Here is a 15,590-nt window from a genome sequence, read left to right as displayed (position 1 = left end):
GTGAGCACCGTGGACGTGATCGACGCCGTCAAGCGCTATGGGCGGGTTGCGGCACTGGATCAGGTCACGATCCGTTTCGGCGACGGCGAGTTCTTCGGGCTGATCGGCCCGTCGGGCAGCGGCAAGACGACCTTGTTGCGGGGGATCGCCGGTTTCGCCGAGCTCGATTCCGGCGAGATCCGGATCGACGAGCAGCCCGTTGGCGATCGTCCGCCGCACAAGCGCGACATCGGGATGGTGTTCCAGAACTACGCGCTGTTCCCGCATCTGACCGTGTTCGAGAACATCGCCTTCGGACTTTCGGTCCGCGGCCGGCCGAAGGAGACAATGCGCAAGGAAGTGGGCGCGATGCTCGAGCTGGTCCGGCTGTCGGGCTTCGAGGGGCGCAAGCCGCGCCAGCTGTCGGGCGGGCAGCAGCAGCGCGTGGCGCTGGCGCGCGCGCTGGTGACGCGCCCGCGCGTCCTGCTGCTGGATGAGCCCTTGGGTGCTCTCGACAAGCGGCTGCGGCAGGAAATGCAGATCGAGCTGCGGCTGATCCAGCGCGAGGTCGGCATCACCACGATCTTCGTGACCCATGACCAGGAGGAGGCGCTGACGCTGTCCGATCGGATCGCCATCTTCAATGACGGCAGGATCGTGCAGGTCGGAACGCCCGGCGAGGTCTATGAGCGGCCACGATCCGCCTTCGCGGCGGGCTTCCTGGGCGACGCCAATCTGTTCCAGGGCGCGGTTCTGGACGATCGCGGGATCGAGATCGGCGGCTTGGGTGTGTTGCGCACGTCCGACCCGTTGCCGGCCCAGGGCACCCATGTCAGCGTCGCGGTGCGGCCGGAGAAGATCCAGGTCTGGGTCGAAGGACTGGCGACGCCGGGCGCCGATCTGAACCGCTTCCGGGGCAAGGTTCTGCGCACCGTCTATGCCGGCACGAACCTGACCTACAAGATCGAGGTCGGTACGCATCTCGTCACGGTGTTCGAGCAGAACCGCGCGGCGCATCCGCTGCCGGCGGGAACGGCGGTCAATGTCGGCTGGCTGCCGGTTCACAGCGTCGTGGTCGCGACATGAGCGAACTGACGCGCCCCCTGAGCCCCTCGGCCGTGCATGCCGTCATCGACATGCAGCGTCTGTTCCTCGAAGGGACGGCCTGGGGTTCGCACAATACGCAGAGCCTGGTCGCGCCCATCCTGAGGTTGCTGCGCCACCGGCCCTCCGCCGCGGTGTTCACGCGCTTCATCACGCCCCGCCGGAAGGAGGATGCCCCCGGCAGCTGGGGCCATTTCTACGATCATTGGCCGAGCGTCCTGCAGAACAACATGGATCCGGCGCTGCTGGATCTCGTTCCGGAACTTCGGGGCTTCGTCCCGCCGGGCGAGGTCGCGGACAAGTTCACCTATTCCGCCTTCGCAGACGGCGATTTTTCGGGTCGATTGCGACGGCGCGGGGCGGATACGCTGATTTTCAGCGGCGTCGAGACCGATGTCTGCGTCCTGCTCACCGCGCTCGATGCGGTCGATCGCGGTTATCGCGTGGTCGTGGCCACCGACGCGGTCGGCAGCACGGTCGAGAAGGCGCATCAAGCCGCCCTCGATCATGTCTATCCGCGTTTCGACAGACAGATCGAGCTTGCCACGGTGGCCGAGATCATGGCGGCCTGGTCGCCGGCGGAAGGCAAGGGATGACGGAAAAGCTGGCAACCGAGAAAGCGGTCGCGCTCGCGCGCGACTGGAACAGCTGGGACAGCGTCTATCCGGCGGAGTTCTGCCATCTCTCCACGGGCGTGAAGCTGGGCGTGGCGGCCTATGCCGGCAGCCGGAACAGTTTCACACGCTTTCCTCCCGGGGCCGGCGTCACGCTGGGCCCGCGTCGCATCGACGGCAGCGTCATGACTCTGACCCTGCGCCATGCGGGCACGGAGATCGAGCTCGCGATCGACAAGCCCGCCGGTCATCTGCTGCGCGGCCGCTGGCGCGCGCTGAAGCTCGGCGAATGGGGCCTGCGGTTCTGGGTGCTGCTCTGTCTGCGCTGGGAGCCGCCGGGAGAATTGGGTGCGGTGCCGTGGCGCTACCTGCCGCAGAGTGGCCATCTGGTGGCGGAACGCGGCACGGCCCAGGCCATGATGCTGGCCCAACGCCTGCCGCTGATGACGACGTTCCACGATCCGGTCGGTCCCGCCTCCGGCGACGGCTTTGCGGCGCTGGCCGGCGAGCTGGAGCGCCATGGTTATTTCTATCTGGCCTCGCAAGGGACCGGTGGCCGGTTTGCCGTGATGCGTTTCAATCTGGAAGAGATGCCGGAATGCCGCTTCGCGGTCGGCGTGGGCGCCGATCCTACGCAGCTTGCGCGCGAGTTGAGCGACACGGTGGCCGCAGCCCCTCCGGCGGTCCCGCCGGAGCCGGCGTCTCAGGGCAGCTTCGCCGGCGCTCTCGAGGCGGTCCGCGATGTGGTGGGCTGGAATACGGTGTGGGATCCGATCAACCGGCGGCCCTATACCAGCCTCAGCCGCAATTGGGTGGCGCAGAAGTTCGGCGGCTTCGGCGTCTGGCTCGACGACATTCTCTATCACGCGCTGATGGCGGGCGCCTTCGATGGCGAGGTGGCGCGGGAAAATCTGGAGGCGGTGCTGGCAGGCTCGCAGCCGGCCGGCAATCTGCCCTGTCTTCTGACCGGCAACGATTCCTGGGTCGACCGGTCGCAGCCGCCGATCGGCGCCTTCATCGTCTGGATGATCTATCTGCGGTTGCGCGATCGCGGCCTCCTCACGCTCTCCTACCGCCGCCTGCTCGCCAATCATCAATGGTGGTGGCGCCTGCGCGATGGGAATGGCGACGGGCTCGTCGAATACGGCACCTCGGCCGTCGGGAACGGGCTCTATCGCGGCACCAAGCTCGCTGCCAAGGATGAATCGAGCATGGACAATTCCCCGGTCCATGACGAGGCGCGGCTCGTGCCGGAGACCGGCACGCTCGATTGCGCCGATGTCGGGTTGAACAGCCTGCTGGCGCTCGACGGCGAAATGCTGGCGCGGATCGCGCGCGAGCTCGGCGAGACCGCCGAGGCCGAGGCGCTCGACCGGCGTGCGGCGGGCCTGCGCGACCGCATCGCCGACCGGCTCTGGGACGCGAGCCGGGGCGTCTTCGCCAATCGGCTCTGGTCGGGCCGGTTCGTGAAGAGTCTGGCGCCGACCAGCTTCTATCCGATGATCGCTGGCGCGGCGCGGCCGGAGCAGGCGGCGGCGATGGTCGGGCTGTTGCAGGATGTGAGGAAATTCGGCGGCAGCTGGCTGTTGCCTTCAGTCACGCGCGACGATCCCGCCTTCGACGACAATGTCTATTGGCGCGGGCGCATCTGGCCGCCATTGAACTTCCTGGTCTGGCACGGCTTGCGCCGCTACGGTTTCGATCGCGAGGCGAGGGGGCTGGCCGACAATGGCTGGCGCTTGTTCCAGGGCGAATGGCGCCGTCATCGCCGTTGCCCGGAAAACTTCAATGCCGTGACGGGCGCCGCGATGGATCAGCCCGATACCGATTCCTTCTATGGCTGGGGGGCCTTGATGCCCTGGCTGGCCGCCGCCGAGATCGCCGATTTCAATCCCTGGCATGGCTGGGAAATCGCGCATGAGGGTCTCCCGCTCCATCACGGGCCGTTCCGGACGCCGGCGGGGACCGCGACCCTGTCGGGGCAGCAGGGGGTGATGACGCTCTCCTTGAACGGCGCGCCTCTCTTCGCCACCAATCTGCGCGGGCGAATCGCCGAGATCGAGATCGAGGCCAGACGCATCGCGCTGACGCTGCCGCCGCTGCCGGGCGAGGGTTCCTGGATCGAGATCTGCGGCCGCGACATCGCCACGGCGTCGATCGAGGGGCGCCGCGTCACGCCGGCGGGCCGGCGGGTCGTCCTCTTGCCGGCAAAGATGCCTCATCGTCTGGAGATCGGTTTCGCGTGATCCTGGTTTTCGGCTCGCTCAACGTCGATCTGGTAGTGCCGGTCGCACAATTGCCGGTTGCCGGCGAGACCGTGCTCGGCGAGAGCTACCGCGTCGTCGCGGGAGGGAAGGGCGCCAATCAGGCGCTGGCGGCGCGCCGGGCGGGAGCCGAGGTCAGGATGGTGGGCGCGGTCGGCCGGGACGGCTTCGCGGCGATCGCGTTGCAGGAGCTGGTGGCCGCGGGCGTCGATATCAACGGCGTCGCCCGCGTCGATGCGCCGACGGGGGCCGCCTTCATCGGGGTCGATCCCCAAGGGCAGAACCAGATCACTGTCGCCTCCGGCGCCAACCTCCTGGCCCGAGCCGAGCAGGTGCAGGACGCCTGGCTGCACTCGCCGGGGCTGCTGCTCCTGCAAATGGAAGTGCCGGAAGCGGAGAACTGGAGCCTGCTGAAGCGCGCGCGCAAGGCCGGCTTGTCGACGCTCCTCAATGTCGCGCCGGCACGCCCTCTACCGACCTCGATATTGCCGCTAATCGATTGGCTCATCGTCAACGAGCTCGAGGTCGTCACCGCCGCCGCCGCGGCCGGCCACCGGACCCAGGATCCTTATGAAGCCGGCGCCCGCCTGGCGAGCGGCGGAACCCAGACCCTGGTCACGCTCGGCGCCAAGGGCGCCGTCGCCTTCATGAAAGGCGAGGCCTGGCAGGTCGATGCCTTGCCGGTCCGCGTCCTGGATACAACCGCCGCTGGCGATGCTTTCGTCGGTGCCTTTGCGGCAGCCCTCGATTCGGGGCTTCGCTTGCCGGAGGCGTTGCGCTGGGCCAGTGCCGCCGGGGGCCTTGCCTGTACCGTGGCCGGCGCACAGCCGAGTCTGCCCGCGCGCGCGGCCATCCTCGCAGGGGTCGCGGAAATCGCGCCGGCCCGCTCTATTCCGGTGCAGATGACATAGAGGCACTCCAGGTGCCCGAGCAGGGGCGGCCGCGATATTTGTTTCGGAAAGATTTACGTTTTGTTGTCTCCCCGCGACTGTGGGCCAAGCTATCATCGGACATTGGTGAAACATGATCGCGACGGCCAGCCGGCCGAGGCGAGTCGACAATCTCTCCGGTGTCTGTGACCCAATCTCTTCGCCCGATTCCGTTCATTGATCTGCAAGCGCAACGCGCGCGCCTGGGCCGTCGGGTCGAGGAGCGTATCGAGCGGGTCCTGGCGCATGGCGCCTTCATCATGGGCCCCGAAGTGGGCGAGCTCGAGCGGCGGCTGGCGGCGTTCGCGGGCGTTCGGCATTGCATCACCTGTGCGAACGGCACGGACGGGCTGCAGATGGCGCTGCGTGCGCGCGACATCGGCCCCGACGACGCGGTCATCGTGCCCGCCTTCACCTTCGTCGCGGCGGCGGAAGCGGTCTCGCTGGTGGGCGCGACGCCGGTCTTCGCCGATGTCCGGGAGGAGGATTTCAACCTCGATCCTCTGAGCATCGCTCCGGCAATCGCTGCCGCCCGGAGCGCCGGCCTGCGGCCCGCGGGCATCATCGCAGTCGATCTGTTCGGACAGCCGGCCGACTATGCGTCGTTGGAGACGATTGCGGCCGAGCAGGGGCTCTTTCTCATCGCTGACGCGGCGCAGAGTTTCGGCGCCGCGCTGCACGGAGAGCGGGTGGGCCGCTTCGGTCATGTGACGGCGACGAGCTTCTTTCCATCGAAGCCTCTCGGTTGCTACGGCGATGGCGGCGCCCTGTTCACCGACGACGACGAACTGGCGGCGGTGATGCGGAGCCTGCGCCAGCATGGTCAGGGCAGCGACCGCTACGATCACCAGCGTGTGGGGCTGAATGGCCGCCTCGACAGCATCCAGGCGGCGGTGCTTCTGGCGAAGCTGGAATTGTTCGAGCAGGAGATCGTGGCGCGGCAGGAGATCGCCGGGCGTTACGATGGCGCGTTGGCCTCGCATGCGAACCTGCCCAGGGTTCGGGCCGGCGCGCTGTCGGTATGGGCTCAATACACCATCCGGGTCGCCGATCGTGATCGCGTGGCGGAAGCCCTGAAAGCCGATGGAATTCCCACGGCGATCCACTATCCGCGCCCGCTCCATCATCAGCCGGCCTATGCGGGATTCCCGATCGCGGGGAGCGGACTGGCGCGAAGCGAGAAGCTCGCCGGCGAGGTCTTAAGTCTGCCGATGCACGCTTATCTCGATGGCGTCACGCAAGATCACATCGTTGCGTCGCTGCGGCGCGCCGTTGCCGGGTCCGACGTCGGCCGAACCGCGTCGGGCTATCGCTAGCCCGACCTTTTCGTCAGCCCGGCGTTCGTCAGATCAGGCCGACGCCTTCGTCATCTGCGGCGAACATGCCCGTGATCGGTGCCAGGGAGGAGCGCAGCTTCTTGCGCTTCACGATCTTCTCCTGGGCAGCCTGAGGGAAGTCTGTCAGCAGAATGATCCGCTTCGCCATCAGGATGTCCATGAGGTCTTCATAGACGCGGATCATCTCCATGTCGGAGCGGGTGAAGTCCACGCGCCCCGATGGCGTCTCGGCATCGGGGCCGAGCCCCGGCAGCTTGACGATGGAGTGACCTTTGTCGGCGTCTTTCATGAGCGGCGATCTCCTTATGCCCGGCGCGCATATTAGCAGGGCCGTGTCGTTAACATTTCGCGAACCTTGGGCCTCCCTCGCCCAGGGGCACTGATTCCCCTCGTTTCCGTTCCCGTCTCTTTCTAACTGACAGAGGCGACACCGCACACTATGATGTGGGCTGTGGGGTGAGGGGGCCAATGCGACATCGAATCGTTCAATTCGAGGGGCGACGTTATTCCGTGAAGCTGGAGCCGATCTGGTGGGAACGGCTCGAGGATCTTTCACAGCAGCAGGGCTTGCGGCTCAACCAGCTCATCGGCCACGTGGCCCGGAGTGCGACGGAAGAGATCAATCTCACCGCCGCGATCAGATCCTATTGTCTTTCCAGGACCTTGGAGCAGCTTAATCGGGTCGAAGGCGAGCTCGAGGAGCGGAGTCTGACCAACCAGGGCGTGCCTTTGGGACTGATCGTCGACGCCTGTCCGAGTCCCACCTTGATGGTGTCGCACAATCAGTCGATCCAACGCGCCAACCAAGCGGCCGTGCAGTGGCTGGGTGTCGAGGCGGCGGCGCTCATCGGCCGGATGATCGGTCATTATATTCAGATTAAATCTCAGATTCCATTAGATAAAATATTGCAGGAATTCGAGAATGGGGCACATCATGTCTATCAGGGGCGGATTGTCTATCTGCGCCCGGGACGGGTCGTGACAGCCAGGGCCAACATCTGCCCGGGCGTGATCGACCCGGTCGGTGGCTCTTCGTTCCTCCTCCTCGTCGACCGTGGACCGAGTTAATGTTTCGCGGCCGAAGGCCTGGGCGGCTGCTAAGTCCGTGTCACGCCTGCCAGATGCGACAAATTTGCGCTAAATTCTGTTGAAATCGAACGCCACTGACCCTACAGTTTAACGGCGTGTAAACCCTAACCATCCCGTAAGGTTTCGCGGACGGGGCTTGGCAGGGGGCTGAGGAGCGATGGCTATGAGTATCGTCGATGACGGCGGCGACCTGAAATTGTCTGCGACGCCCCCAGCGCCGGCAGCGAATTCGGATGCCGACCACATCACCTTGTCGCTGAACGATCTCTTGCCGGACTCGAACGGCGAGATCGTGGTGATGAATCCTCAGGGGCATCTGCATCTGAATATCGTGACCGATCTTCAGATCTCGGAGAGCGGCGTTGCGGACAGCCATTTCACGGCTGACGGCACCGATGTGAACGGTCTTTCTTTCTATGCGTTCGAAGGCGGGATGAGGCTGTACTACTCGCCCGAAGTCGAGATCACGATCGCATCGCACGTCGGCTGATCTCGATTGGCTCCCGCCATAGGGAGCCAAATTTATTTTGCATCTATCGGGCCTGGCCACACCGTGGTGAGGGAACGGGACTGCGGTCCCTTCGTTCCTTGGCGGAGATGTCGCGCTGGGGCTTGCGCGCGACACAATCAGGTTTTCGTGACGCCCTCACGCAATGACAAGAATGTAATCTTGTCTCACGATCGCCGATGCCGCGTTCATGGGCGGCAAAGAAGAAGCGCGCGAGCGCGCCATTGATTTGCCGTAATGCCTTAACCCGATTGCCGAATTCCGAGAAAACGAGCGATCGCTCTTCCGCGAGGACGGCAACTCCGATATAAGGCTGCCCTCTCGTCGGCCACAGAGCGGTCACAATTAACGATAATCTAAGACGCGACCGTCAGATTGGGGCGACTGGTAATACAAGGACAGTTCAGATGGATTCGGCGGTTCAGAAAGCCCCAGAAGCGGCCGTGCCTGTCGAGTATTCGGGCCCGGTAGAACGCGACGATCCTCTCCTTCAGACCCTGGTCATTCTCTCGCGCCTTTATGGCGCGCCGCGGTCTCCCGCCGCGCTGGCCGCCGGCCTGCCCGTTGCCGCCGGCGGACTGACGCCGCCGTTGTTCCTGAAGGCTGCCGAGCGCATCGGCCTCGCGGCCAACGTCTCCAAGCGCACGCTTCCTTCGATTCCGGATCTGGCACTGCCTTGCGTCCTGCTGCTGAAGGACAAGCAGGCTTGCGTGCTGCTGCGCCGAGACGGCGAGTTCGCCGAGATCGTCACGACCGACAATATCGACGGCAGCAAGCGCGTCTCGATCGCCACGCTCGAGGATCTCTACAGCGGCACCTGCATCATCGCGCGCCCGAAGATCCGCATGGACGCGCGCTCGGGCGACATCTCGATCGAGCATCACGGCAACTGGTTCTGGGGCTCGGTCCGCAGCTTCTCGACCATCTATGTCGAGGTGATCATCGCCTCGCTGCTGCTGAACATCTTCGCCGTGATCTCGCCCGTCTTCGTGATGTCGGTCTATAACCGCGTCGTTCCGAACCGCGCGTTCGACACCCTCTGGGTGCTGGCGATCGGCGTCTCCGCGGCCTACTGCTTCGATTTCATCATGCGCACCCTGCGCGGCTACTTCCTGGAGCGCACCGGCAAGGCGCTGGACCGGAAGATCTCGGCCCGCATCTTCGGGCAGGTGCTCGGCATCCGGATGGACTCCGCGCCGCAATCCTCGGGCGCCTTCGCCAACTACATCCAGGGCTTCGAGCCGCTGCGCGATTTCTTCACCTCGGCATCGCTCGCCGCCATCGTCGACCTGCCGTTCCTGTTCCTGTTCATCTTCGTGATCTCGCTGATCGCGGGTCCGATCGCCATCGTGCCGCTGGTCATGATTCCGGTCGTGATCGCGGTGAGCATGATCGTGCAGGTGCCGATGCGCAAAGCGTCGGAGAAGGCCTACCGCCAGGGTGCGCAGAAACACGCGGTCCTGGTCGAGACCATCTCGGGCCTCGACACGATCAAGGTGGCGTCGGCCGAAGGCCATCGCCAGCGCGACTGGGACGGTTTCGTCGATGCGCTCGCGACCACCTCGACCAAGTCGCGGTTCTGGTCGTCGATCTCGGTCAACTTCGTCTCGCTGTCGCTGCAATTCACCACGCTCGCCACGATCATCTGGGGCGTCTATCGCACCGCCGAGGGCGAGATGACCATGGGCGCGATGGTGGCGACCTCGATGCTGGTCGGCCGTGCCATGGCGCCGCTGGGCCAGATCGCCGGCATGATGGTGCGGCTCAATCAGTCCTGGAGCTCGCTCAAGGGCCTCAACAAGCTCATGACCCTTCCGGTCGAAAGGCCGCTGGGCAAGGACTTCCTGCGCCGGCCGCATGTCGAAGGCGCGGTCGAGTTCCGCGACGTGTCGTTCCGCTATCCCGGCCAGCAGGGCAAGGCGCTGGATTCGGTCTCGTTCAAGATCCAGCCGGGCGAGCGCGTGGCCATCGTCGGGCGCATCGGGTCGGGCAAGACCACGATCGAGCGCCTGGTCGTGAATCTGTTCGAGCCCGAGGAGGGCGCGGTGCTGGTCGACGGCACCGACATCCGCCAGCTCGATCCCGCGGACCTGCGCCGCAACATCGGCTGCGTGCTACAGGACGCCCATCTCTTCTTCGGCTCGGTGAAGGACAATATCGGCATCGGCGCGCCCTATGTGGACGAGGCGTCGGTCCTGCGGGCGGCGACGGTGGCGGGTGTCGACGAGTTCGTGCGCAGCCATCCGCATGGCTACGACATGCAGGTCGGCGAGAACGGCCGTTACCTGTCGGGCGGTCAGCGCCAGGCGATCGCCATCGCCCGGTCGCTGCTGATGAACCCGACCGTGCTGGTCTTCGACGAACCGACCAGCCACATGGACAACAGCACCGAGACCACCTTCAAGAATCGCCTGGCGCAGATTCTGCCGGGCAAGACCCTGCTCCTCGTGACGCACCGCAACTCCATGCTCTCCCTGGTCGATCGCCTGATCGTGATCGACGGCGGCAAGGTGGTGGCGGACGGCCCGAAGGCAGGCGTGCTCGACGCGCTAATGAAGGGCCGCGTCAAGGCCGCCGAAGGCTGAGATCGGAAGGGGCATCAAGATGACTTCGTTGCAGCATTACGACGACTGGATCGATCCTTCGGAGATCGACCGCCGCGTCACGCGCCGCTTCGCCCATATCCTCCTGGGCATGGTCTTCGTCATCGTCATCTCGTTCCTGATCTGGGCCGACCAGGCGGTTCTCGACGAAGTGACCCGCGGCGAGGGGCGCGTCGTCCCGTCCGGCCAGACGCAGGTGATCCAGAACCTTGAAGGCGGCATCCTGGCCGAGGTTCTGACCAGCGAAGGCCAGATCGTCGAAAAGGGCCAGGTGCTGATGCGCATCGACAACACGGCCGCCGAATCGCGCCTGCGCGAGTTGAAGCAGCGCTATTTCAGCGGGCTGTCGACGGTCGCCCGCCTGGAAGCGGAGATCGCGGGCGTCACCGATCCCGAAGCGATCAAATTTCCCGACGATCTGCTGCAGGGCGCGCCCGAAGTGGCCCGCTCCGAGCTGGCGCTCTTCAACATCCGTCAGCAGCAGTTGCAGTCGCAGCTCGCGATTCTCCAGGATCAGCTGTCCCAGCGGCAGCAGGAACTGGCCGAGCTGCGAGGGAAGGCCGACAATCTGCGCAGTTCCTTCGGGCTGGCGCAGAAGGAGCTCGACATCACCCGGCCGCTCGCGGACCAGGGGGTCGTCTCCAAGGTCGATCTGCTGCGCCTCGAGCGCCAGGTCAACGACCTCAAATCCGATATCAATGCCGCCGACCTCGCGCGGCCCCGCGCCGAGGCCGCGGTCGAAGAAGCGCGCAAGCGCCTCAACGAGCGCCTAGTGACCTTCAAGACCGACGCCTCGCAGGACCTGACCAAGGCCAAGCTGGAACTGTCCGCCACGACCGAGGAAATGGGCGCCAACCAGGACCGCGTGACCCGCACCGAGGTGCGCTCGCCGGTCCATGGCACCATCAAGGAGATCAAGATCCGGACCATCGGCGGCGTCATCCAGCCGGGCCAGAACCTGATCGAGGTGGTGCCGATCGAGGACACGCTGCTGGTCGAGGCGCAGATCCGCCCGTCCGACATCGCCTTCATCCGCCCGAAGCAGGCGGCGGTCGTCAAGGTGACGGCCTATGATTTCTCGACCTATGGCGGCCTCGATGCCGTGGTGGAGGAGATCAGCGCCGATACCATCCAGAACGAGAAGGGCGAGCATTTCTTCCGCATCCGTCTGCGCACGGATAAGAACTTCCTCGGCTCCACCGACAAGCCCCTGCCGATCATCCCCGGCATGACGGCCTCGGTCGACATCCTCACCGGCCATAAGACGGTGCTGGAATATCTGCTGGCGCCCGTCATGCGCGCCCGCGATACGGCCTTGCGCGAACGCTGAGCCAGGAGGGGCGACAGGGCAGGGCCGTCGAGGTCCTGCCGGCCCCGCTCCCCGTGAAAGCCCCAGCTATGTCGCCCGGTTTCCGCGGCGGGCCGTTGTTGCGCTGCAGCGAAGGGGCGCGCGCCCCGGCGTCGGCATAATTTCCTAGGATCGGTGAGTCTTCCGTGGCCGGCCACGACGCCCTTTGTCTCGGGCGGGTTTCAGCCCGGCGCGATAGGAAAGAATATTTCCGTGCGCTTATTCCGGACGCTGTTGCAAGGGAGCCACATCGACGTGACGGCGACCTGTCGGAAAAGTCTAATTTTGGCCATTCTAAAGGACATGCAGCAATTTCTTGCGGCGCTGTGGCCGTAAAAGGGCGTGCATTTGTAAATAGGTAATGCTAATTATCGGGCAGTCCCGCCTTGACCGGCGGGGAGGGGGCTCGCATCGCGTTCCGCGACGAGAGCCATTGATCATGGGGGCTGGTGCGCTGGGTTCAACTGGCGAGTCCCCAACCATATGACCAGGTGTGGGGGCCTGAATCCAATGAAGCATCGCAAGTCAATTCTTCTCGCTGCCGTTGCGGCGACGGCAATGTTTGCCATGTCCGACAACGCCAGGGCGATCACGCTCGAAGAGGCGGCGGCGCTCGCGGTTTCGACGAACCCGCGCGTCGGTGTCGTGTCGAACGACCGCAAAGCGGTCGATCAAGAGCTGCGTCAGGGTGAAGCTCTCTACTATCCGCAGGTCGACGTCCGTTTGGACGGCGGCCCGGAGTGGACGAAGAACAACACGACGAACAACAGCGACGGCGGCAGCAATTTCGAGCCGCGTGCGGACGCGTCGATCACTGTCAGCCAGCTGATTTTCGACGGCTTCTTCGCCGACAGCGAAGTCGCCCGTCAGCAGTCGCGCGTGCAGTCGGCGGCCAACCGTGTCAGCGAGACCTCGGAAGACGTTTCGCTCGATGCGGCCCGGTCTTACATCGAGGTCCTGCGCAATCGCGAGCGTCTCGCGATCGCCGAGGATAACGTGGCGATCCATCGCAGCACTCTTTCCGATGTGCAGCTTCGCGCCCAGTCGGGTGGTGGCAATATCGCCGACGTTCGCCAGGCGGAAGCCCGCCTCGCTTCGTCGGAAGCGGCACTGACGCAGATTCGTGGGGATCTCGCCGACGCCGAATACGCATTCATGAAGACGGTTGGCCAGGCGCCCGATTCGTTGACGGTGCCGACGGTTCCGGCCGACCTGTTGCCGCAGAGCCTTGAAGACGCGGTGGCGCAGTCGATCGCGAACAGCCCGACCATCGGCTTCTCTCGCGCCGATGTGGAAGTTGCCGCTCATGACGTCGAGCAGCAGCAGGCCTCCTACTGGCCGGATGTTCGTCTCGAAGTCTCCGCCAACAACAATACCAACGCTGGCGGCACGACCCGCAGCGACCAGGATGCCTCGGCACTTCTGGTGGCTCGCTGGAACCTCTATCGCGGTGGTGCGGATACCGCTCGTGTCCACGAGTTCAAGCACCGCCTGACCGAAGCGACCGATCAGCTGCTGACGAACGAGCGGCAGGTCGCCGAGGACGCGAAGGTGGCCTGGAACGCGATCCAGACCGCTCGCTCGAACGTCGAAATCCTGCAGCGCAGTGTCGAGGCGTCGCGGAATACCCGTGACATCTATCGTCAGCAGTTCGATATCGGCCAGCGCGGCCTGCTCGATCTGTTGGACGCCGACAACGAACTGTTCCTCAACCGTGACGCCTTGGTGACCGCGACCTACGCCGAGATGGTGGCCAGCTACCGCCTTCTCGCCACGATGGGCATCCTGACCAAGGGCCTCAATGTCACGAAGCCGGAAACCTCGATCGTCCCGACCTATAACTGAGACGACGATCAATCTGCGCCAACGGGCCCGCCAGCGTTCAAGCAGGCGGGCCCAGGCCAGGAACCGGCCCGGTACCCCCACTCACGCCAGCGGCCGGCGTACACTGATCCCCCGGATCCCCCGATCCGGGGGATTTTCCTTTTGGGGCCGCTTTCCACACCAACCGCCTCGGAACGGCTTCTCCCCAGAAGGTCTAAGGGGGCCTCCAGGCCAGCGCCAAACGATTAATCCCGCTCGATTTTAGGGGATTGGCAGCGAATCGGCGGAATGATCGGAGTGACGCCGTCCGTTTGCCGCCCGGCCCCTCGCCCGTGCCGCAAGAGAGGTGACAGCGCTGGATTCGGCGCGCGGGGGGAAAGGCGTTCACGGGCCAATGAGCGGCGTGCTTTCAGGTCTCTACGACGTCGTCTTGCACGCCTCTGTCATGGGCGTCTTCTGCCTGTGGATCGGATGGCAGCGATCCATCGTGGATGCGATGCCGGTCGCCCGCCGTTCGGCGATCTGGGGAGCGACCTTTGCCGTCATGGCGATGCTCTCGATGCTTCAGCCGACGCAACCCTATCCGGGCCTGCATATCGATGTCCGCGCAGCCATGATCGCGCTCAGCGTGCTCTTCGGCGGGCCCCTGGCCGGGCTGTTGACGGCCGCCGTGGCAATGGCGACGCGGGTTGCGGCCGGCGGTCCGGTCATGATGGCCGGCCTCGCGTCGATCGGTCTTTGTTATCTCGTGGCCACGAGGCTCATCGCATTTCTGCGCCGGCAGGGAGGGCGGCCCGGCCTGCTGCAGCTCTCGATCCTGGGCGTCGTCGTCGGGATCGCCGGTCCGCTGGCAGCCTTCCTGACTGAGAGCCGGTCGCGGGCGCTGGAACTCATGATCGCAGGCGGACCGCACCAAGTGATCGCGATCGCGATCACGACGCCCCTGTTCGCTGCGATCGTCCTCCAGACCGACCGGGCTCGCCGGTCGCAGGAATCCCTGCGCCAGCATGAGAGCGACCTGCGTGCGAGCAATGCCCGGCTCTCGGAACTGGCGGTGCAGCTCGAGCGCCGCAATGGCGAATATATGGCCGCGCTGGATCGGGCGGAGAGCTTCGGGCGCGCCAAATCCCAGTTCATGGCCAATATCAGCCACGAGTTCCGGACGCCGCTGAACGCCGTCATCGGTTTTTCCGATCTGCTGCTGATGCAGGCGGCCACCGAGCCCGAGGCGAACAAGGAGTATGTGCAGATGATCCGGGCCTCGGGCGAGAGGCTGCTGGAGATCGTCAATGACGTGCTCACCGCGGCGCGCATCGACGGCACCGGCTTCGAGGCCGAGAAGCGCGAATTCTCCGTGGCGGCGGTCCTGCGCGAGGTGATCGGTTTCATCGAACCGGCCGTCAGCGAGAAGCACCAGCGCATCGAGAGCGACCTGGACGACCGCTTGCTCGCTCATGGCGATGCGAAGCTTCTGCGCCAGGCCTTGATCCATGTGATGGGCAACGCGTCGAAGTTCGGGCCGCGCGGCAGCCTGATCGAGGTTCGATCCCGCCAGGTCGATCGCGACATCATCGAGCTTACGGTCATGGACCAGGGACCCGGCATCGAGGGCGAAGCGATCGATGCGGCCTTCCGGCCCTTCTGGCAGCGCGACGGGTCGGACACGCGGGAGCATGGCGGGCTCGGGCTGGGCCTGACGATCGCCCGCCATTTCGTCGAGCTGCAGGGCGGCAAGATCGAGATTTCGCGCCGTTCTGAGGGCGGCACTTGCGTACGGATTCTGCTGCCACGGAGCGTGGCGGCTCTCGCGGCCTGACGATTTTCCGGAATAATACACGCTATAGTAGTGTCAGGTCGGCTCTTTCCCTAGGGATCGGCCATCCCCCATGGTCGCTCTTGACGGGATATCCCGCAAAAGTAGTAACCTCTGCCCCCGCGGGTATCGCGTGACGCAAAGAGCCGAACCCCGATAGGAACGGCTCCAGCCCGAC

Annotated in this window: 12 protein-coding genes; 11 read left to right on the top strand and 1 reads right to left on the bottom strand. The window is 65.1% G+C overall.

Features of this window, described 5'->3' with window-relative positions; translation table 11 throughout:
• From FRZ44_RS13555 to FRZ44_RS13535, 5 genes are all read left to right on the top strand, one after another.
• Nucleotides 1-1,065, top strand: a complete 1,065-nt coding sequence (locus FRZ44_RS13555; protein WP_151177700.1) for an ABC transporter ATP-binding protein — start codon at nt 1-3, stop codon at nt 1,063-1,065.
• On the top strand, nt 1,062-1,679 hold the full coding sequence (locus tag FRZ44_RS13550) for a cysteine hydrolase family protein (RefSeq protein ID WP_151177699.1): 618 nt from the start codon (nt 1,062-1,064) through the stop codon (nt 1,677-1,679). Before FRZ44_RS13555 ends, FRZ44_RS13550 begins: the two co-directional genes overlap by 4 nt.
• On the top strand, nt 1,676-3,943 hold the full coding sequence (locus FRZ44_RS13545) for an MGH1-like glycoside hydrolase domain-containing protein (protein ID WP_151177698.1): 2,268 nt from the start codon (nt 1,676-1,678) through the stop codon (nt 3,941-3,943). The genes FRZ44_RS13550 and FRZ44_RS13545 overlap by 4 nt, the downstream gene beginning before the upstream one ends.
• Complete coding sequence (locus tag FRZ44_RS13540; RefSeq protein ID WP_151177697.1) at nt 3,940-4,872, top strand: ribokinase; 933 nt, start codon at nt 3,940-3,942, stop codon at nt 4,870-4,872. The genes FRZ44_RS13545 and FRZ44_RS13540 overlap by 4 nt, the downstream gene beginning before the upstream one ends.
• 164 nt (nt 4,873-5,036) lie before the next feature.
• Nucleotides 5,037-6,206, top strand: coding sequence for a DegT/DnrJ/EryC1/StrS family aminotransferase (locus tag FRZ44_RS13535; RefSeq protein WP_151177696.1), 1,170 nt, complete (start codon nt 5,037-5,039; stop codon nt 6,204-6,206).
• A 28-nt stretch (nt 6,207-6,234) separates the two neighbouring features.
• On the opposite strand, the gene FRZ44_RS13530 is transcribed toward FRZ44_RS13535, so the two are convergent.
• Nucleotides 6,235-6,516 carry a hypothetical protein gene (locus tag FRZ44_RS13530; RefSeq protein ID WP_151177695.1) on the bottom strand — a complete coding sequence of 94 codons (282 nt, stop codon included), beginning with the start codon at nt 6,514-6,516 and terminating at the stop codon, nt 6,235-6,237.
• Between the two features lie 221 nt (nt 6,517-6,737).
• Here FRZ44_RS13530 and FRZ44_RS13525 point away from each other — a divergent pair, with 221 nt between their 5' ends.
• The 6 genes from FRZ44_RS13525 to FRZ44_RS13500 all read left to right on the top strand — a co-directional run bounded on the left by FRZ44_RS13525 (nt 6,738) and on the right by FRZ44_RS13500 (nt 15,415).
• Complete coding sequence (locus FRZ44_RS13525; RefSeq protein ID WP_191908079.1) at nt 6,738-7,295, top strand: ribbon-helix-helix domain-containing protein; 558 nt, start codon at nt 6,738-6,740, stop codon at nt 7,293-7,295.
• A 184-nt stretch (nt 7,296-7,479) separates the two neighbouring features.
• Nucleotides 7,480-7,806 carry a hypothetical protein gene (locus FRZ44_RS13520; RefSeq protein WP_151177693.1) on the top strand — a complete coding sequence of 109 codons (327 nt, stop codon included), beginning with the start codon at nt 7,480-7,482 and terminating at the stop codon, nt 7,804-7,806.
• Nucleotides 7,807-8,231: 425 nt separating this feature from the next.
• The gene (locus FRZ44_RS13515) at nt 8,232-10,409 is read left to right on the top strand and encodes a type I secretion system permease/ATPase (protein WP_151177692.1); all 2,178 of its coding nucleotides are present in this window, start codon (nt 8,232-8,234) and stop codon (nt 10,407-10,409) included.
• 19 nt (nt 10,410-10,428) lie between these two features.
• Nucleotides 10,429-11,757 carry an HlyD family type I secretion periplasmic adaptor subunit gene (locus FRZ44_RS13510; RefSeq protein WP_151177691.1) on the top strand — a complete coding sequence of 443 codons (1,329 nt, stop codon included), beginning with the start codon at nt 10,429-10,431 and terminating at the stop codon, nt 11,755-11,757.
• A gap of 528 nt (nt 11,758-12,285) precedes the next feature.
• The gene (locus FRZ44_RS13505) at nt 12,286-13,620 is read left to right on the top strand and encodes a TolC family outer membrane protein (RefSeq protein WP_191908078.1); all 1,335 of its coding nucleotides are present in this window, start codon (nt 12,286-12,288) and stop codon (nt 13,618-13,620) included.
• A gap of 373 nt (nt 13,621-13,993) precedes the next feature.
• The gene (locus FRZ44_RS13500) at nt 13,994-15,415 is read left to right on the top strand and encodes an ATP-binding protein (RefSeq protein WP_151177689.1); all 1,422 of its coding nucleotides are present in this window, start codon (nt 13,994-13,996) and stop codon (nt 15,413-15,415) included.
• Nucleotides 15,416-15,590: the final 175 nt, after the last annotated feature.

The organism is Hypericibacter terrae, from assembly GCF_008728855.1.
In the GTDB taxonomy this organism is placed as follows: domain Bacteria; phylum Pseudomonadota; class Alphaproteobacteria; order Dongiales; family Dongiaceae; genus Hypericibacter; species Hypericibacter terrae.
Note: the sequence above shows the minus strand (reverse complement) of the source record. Positions and strands in the feature narration are given on the sequence as shown.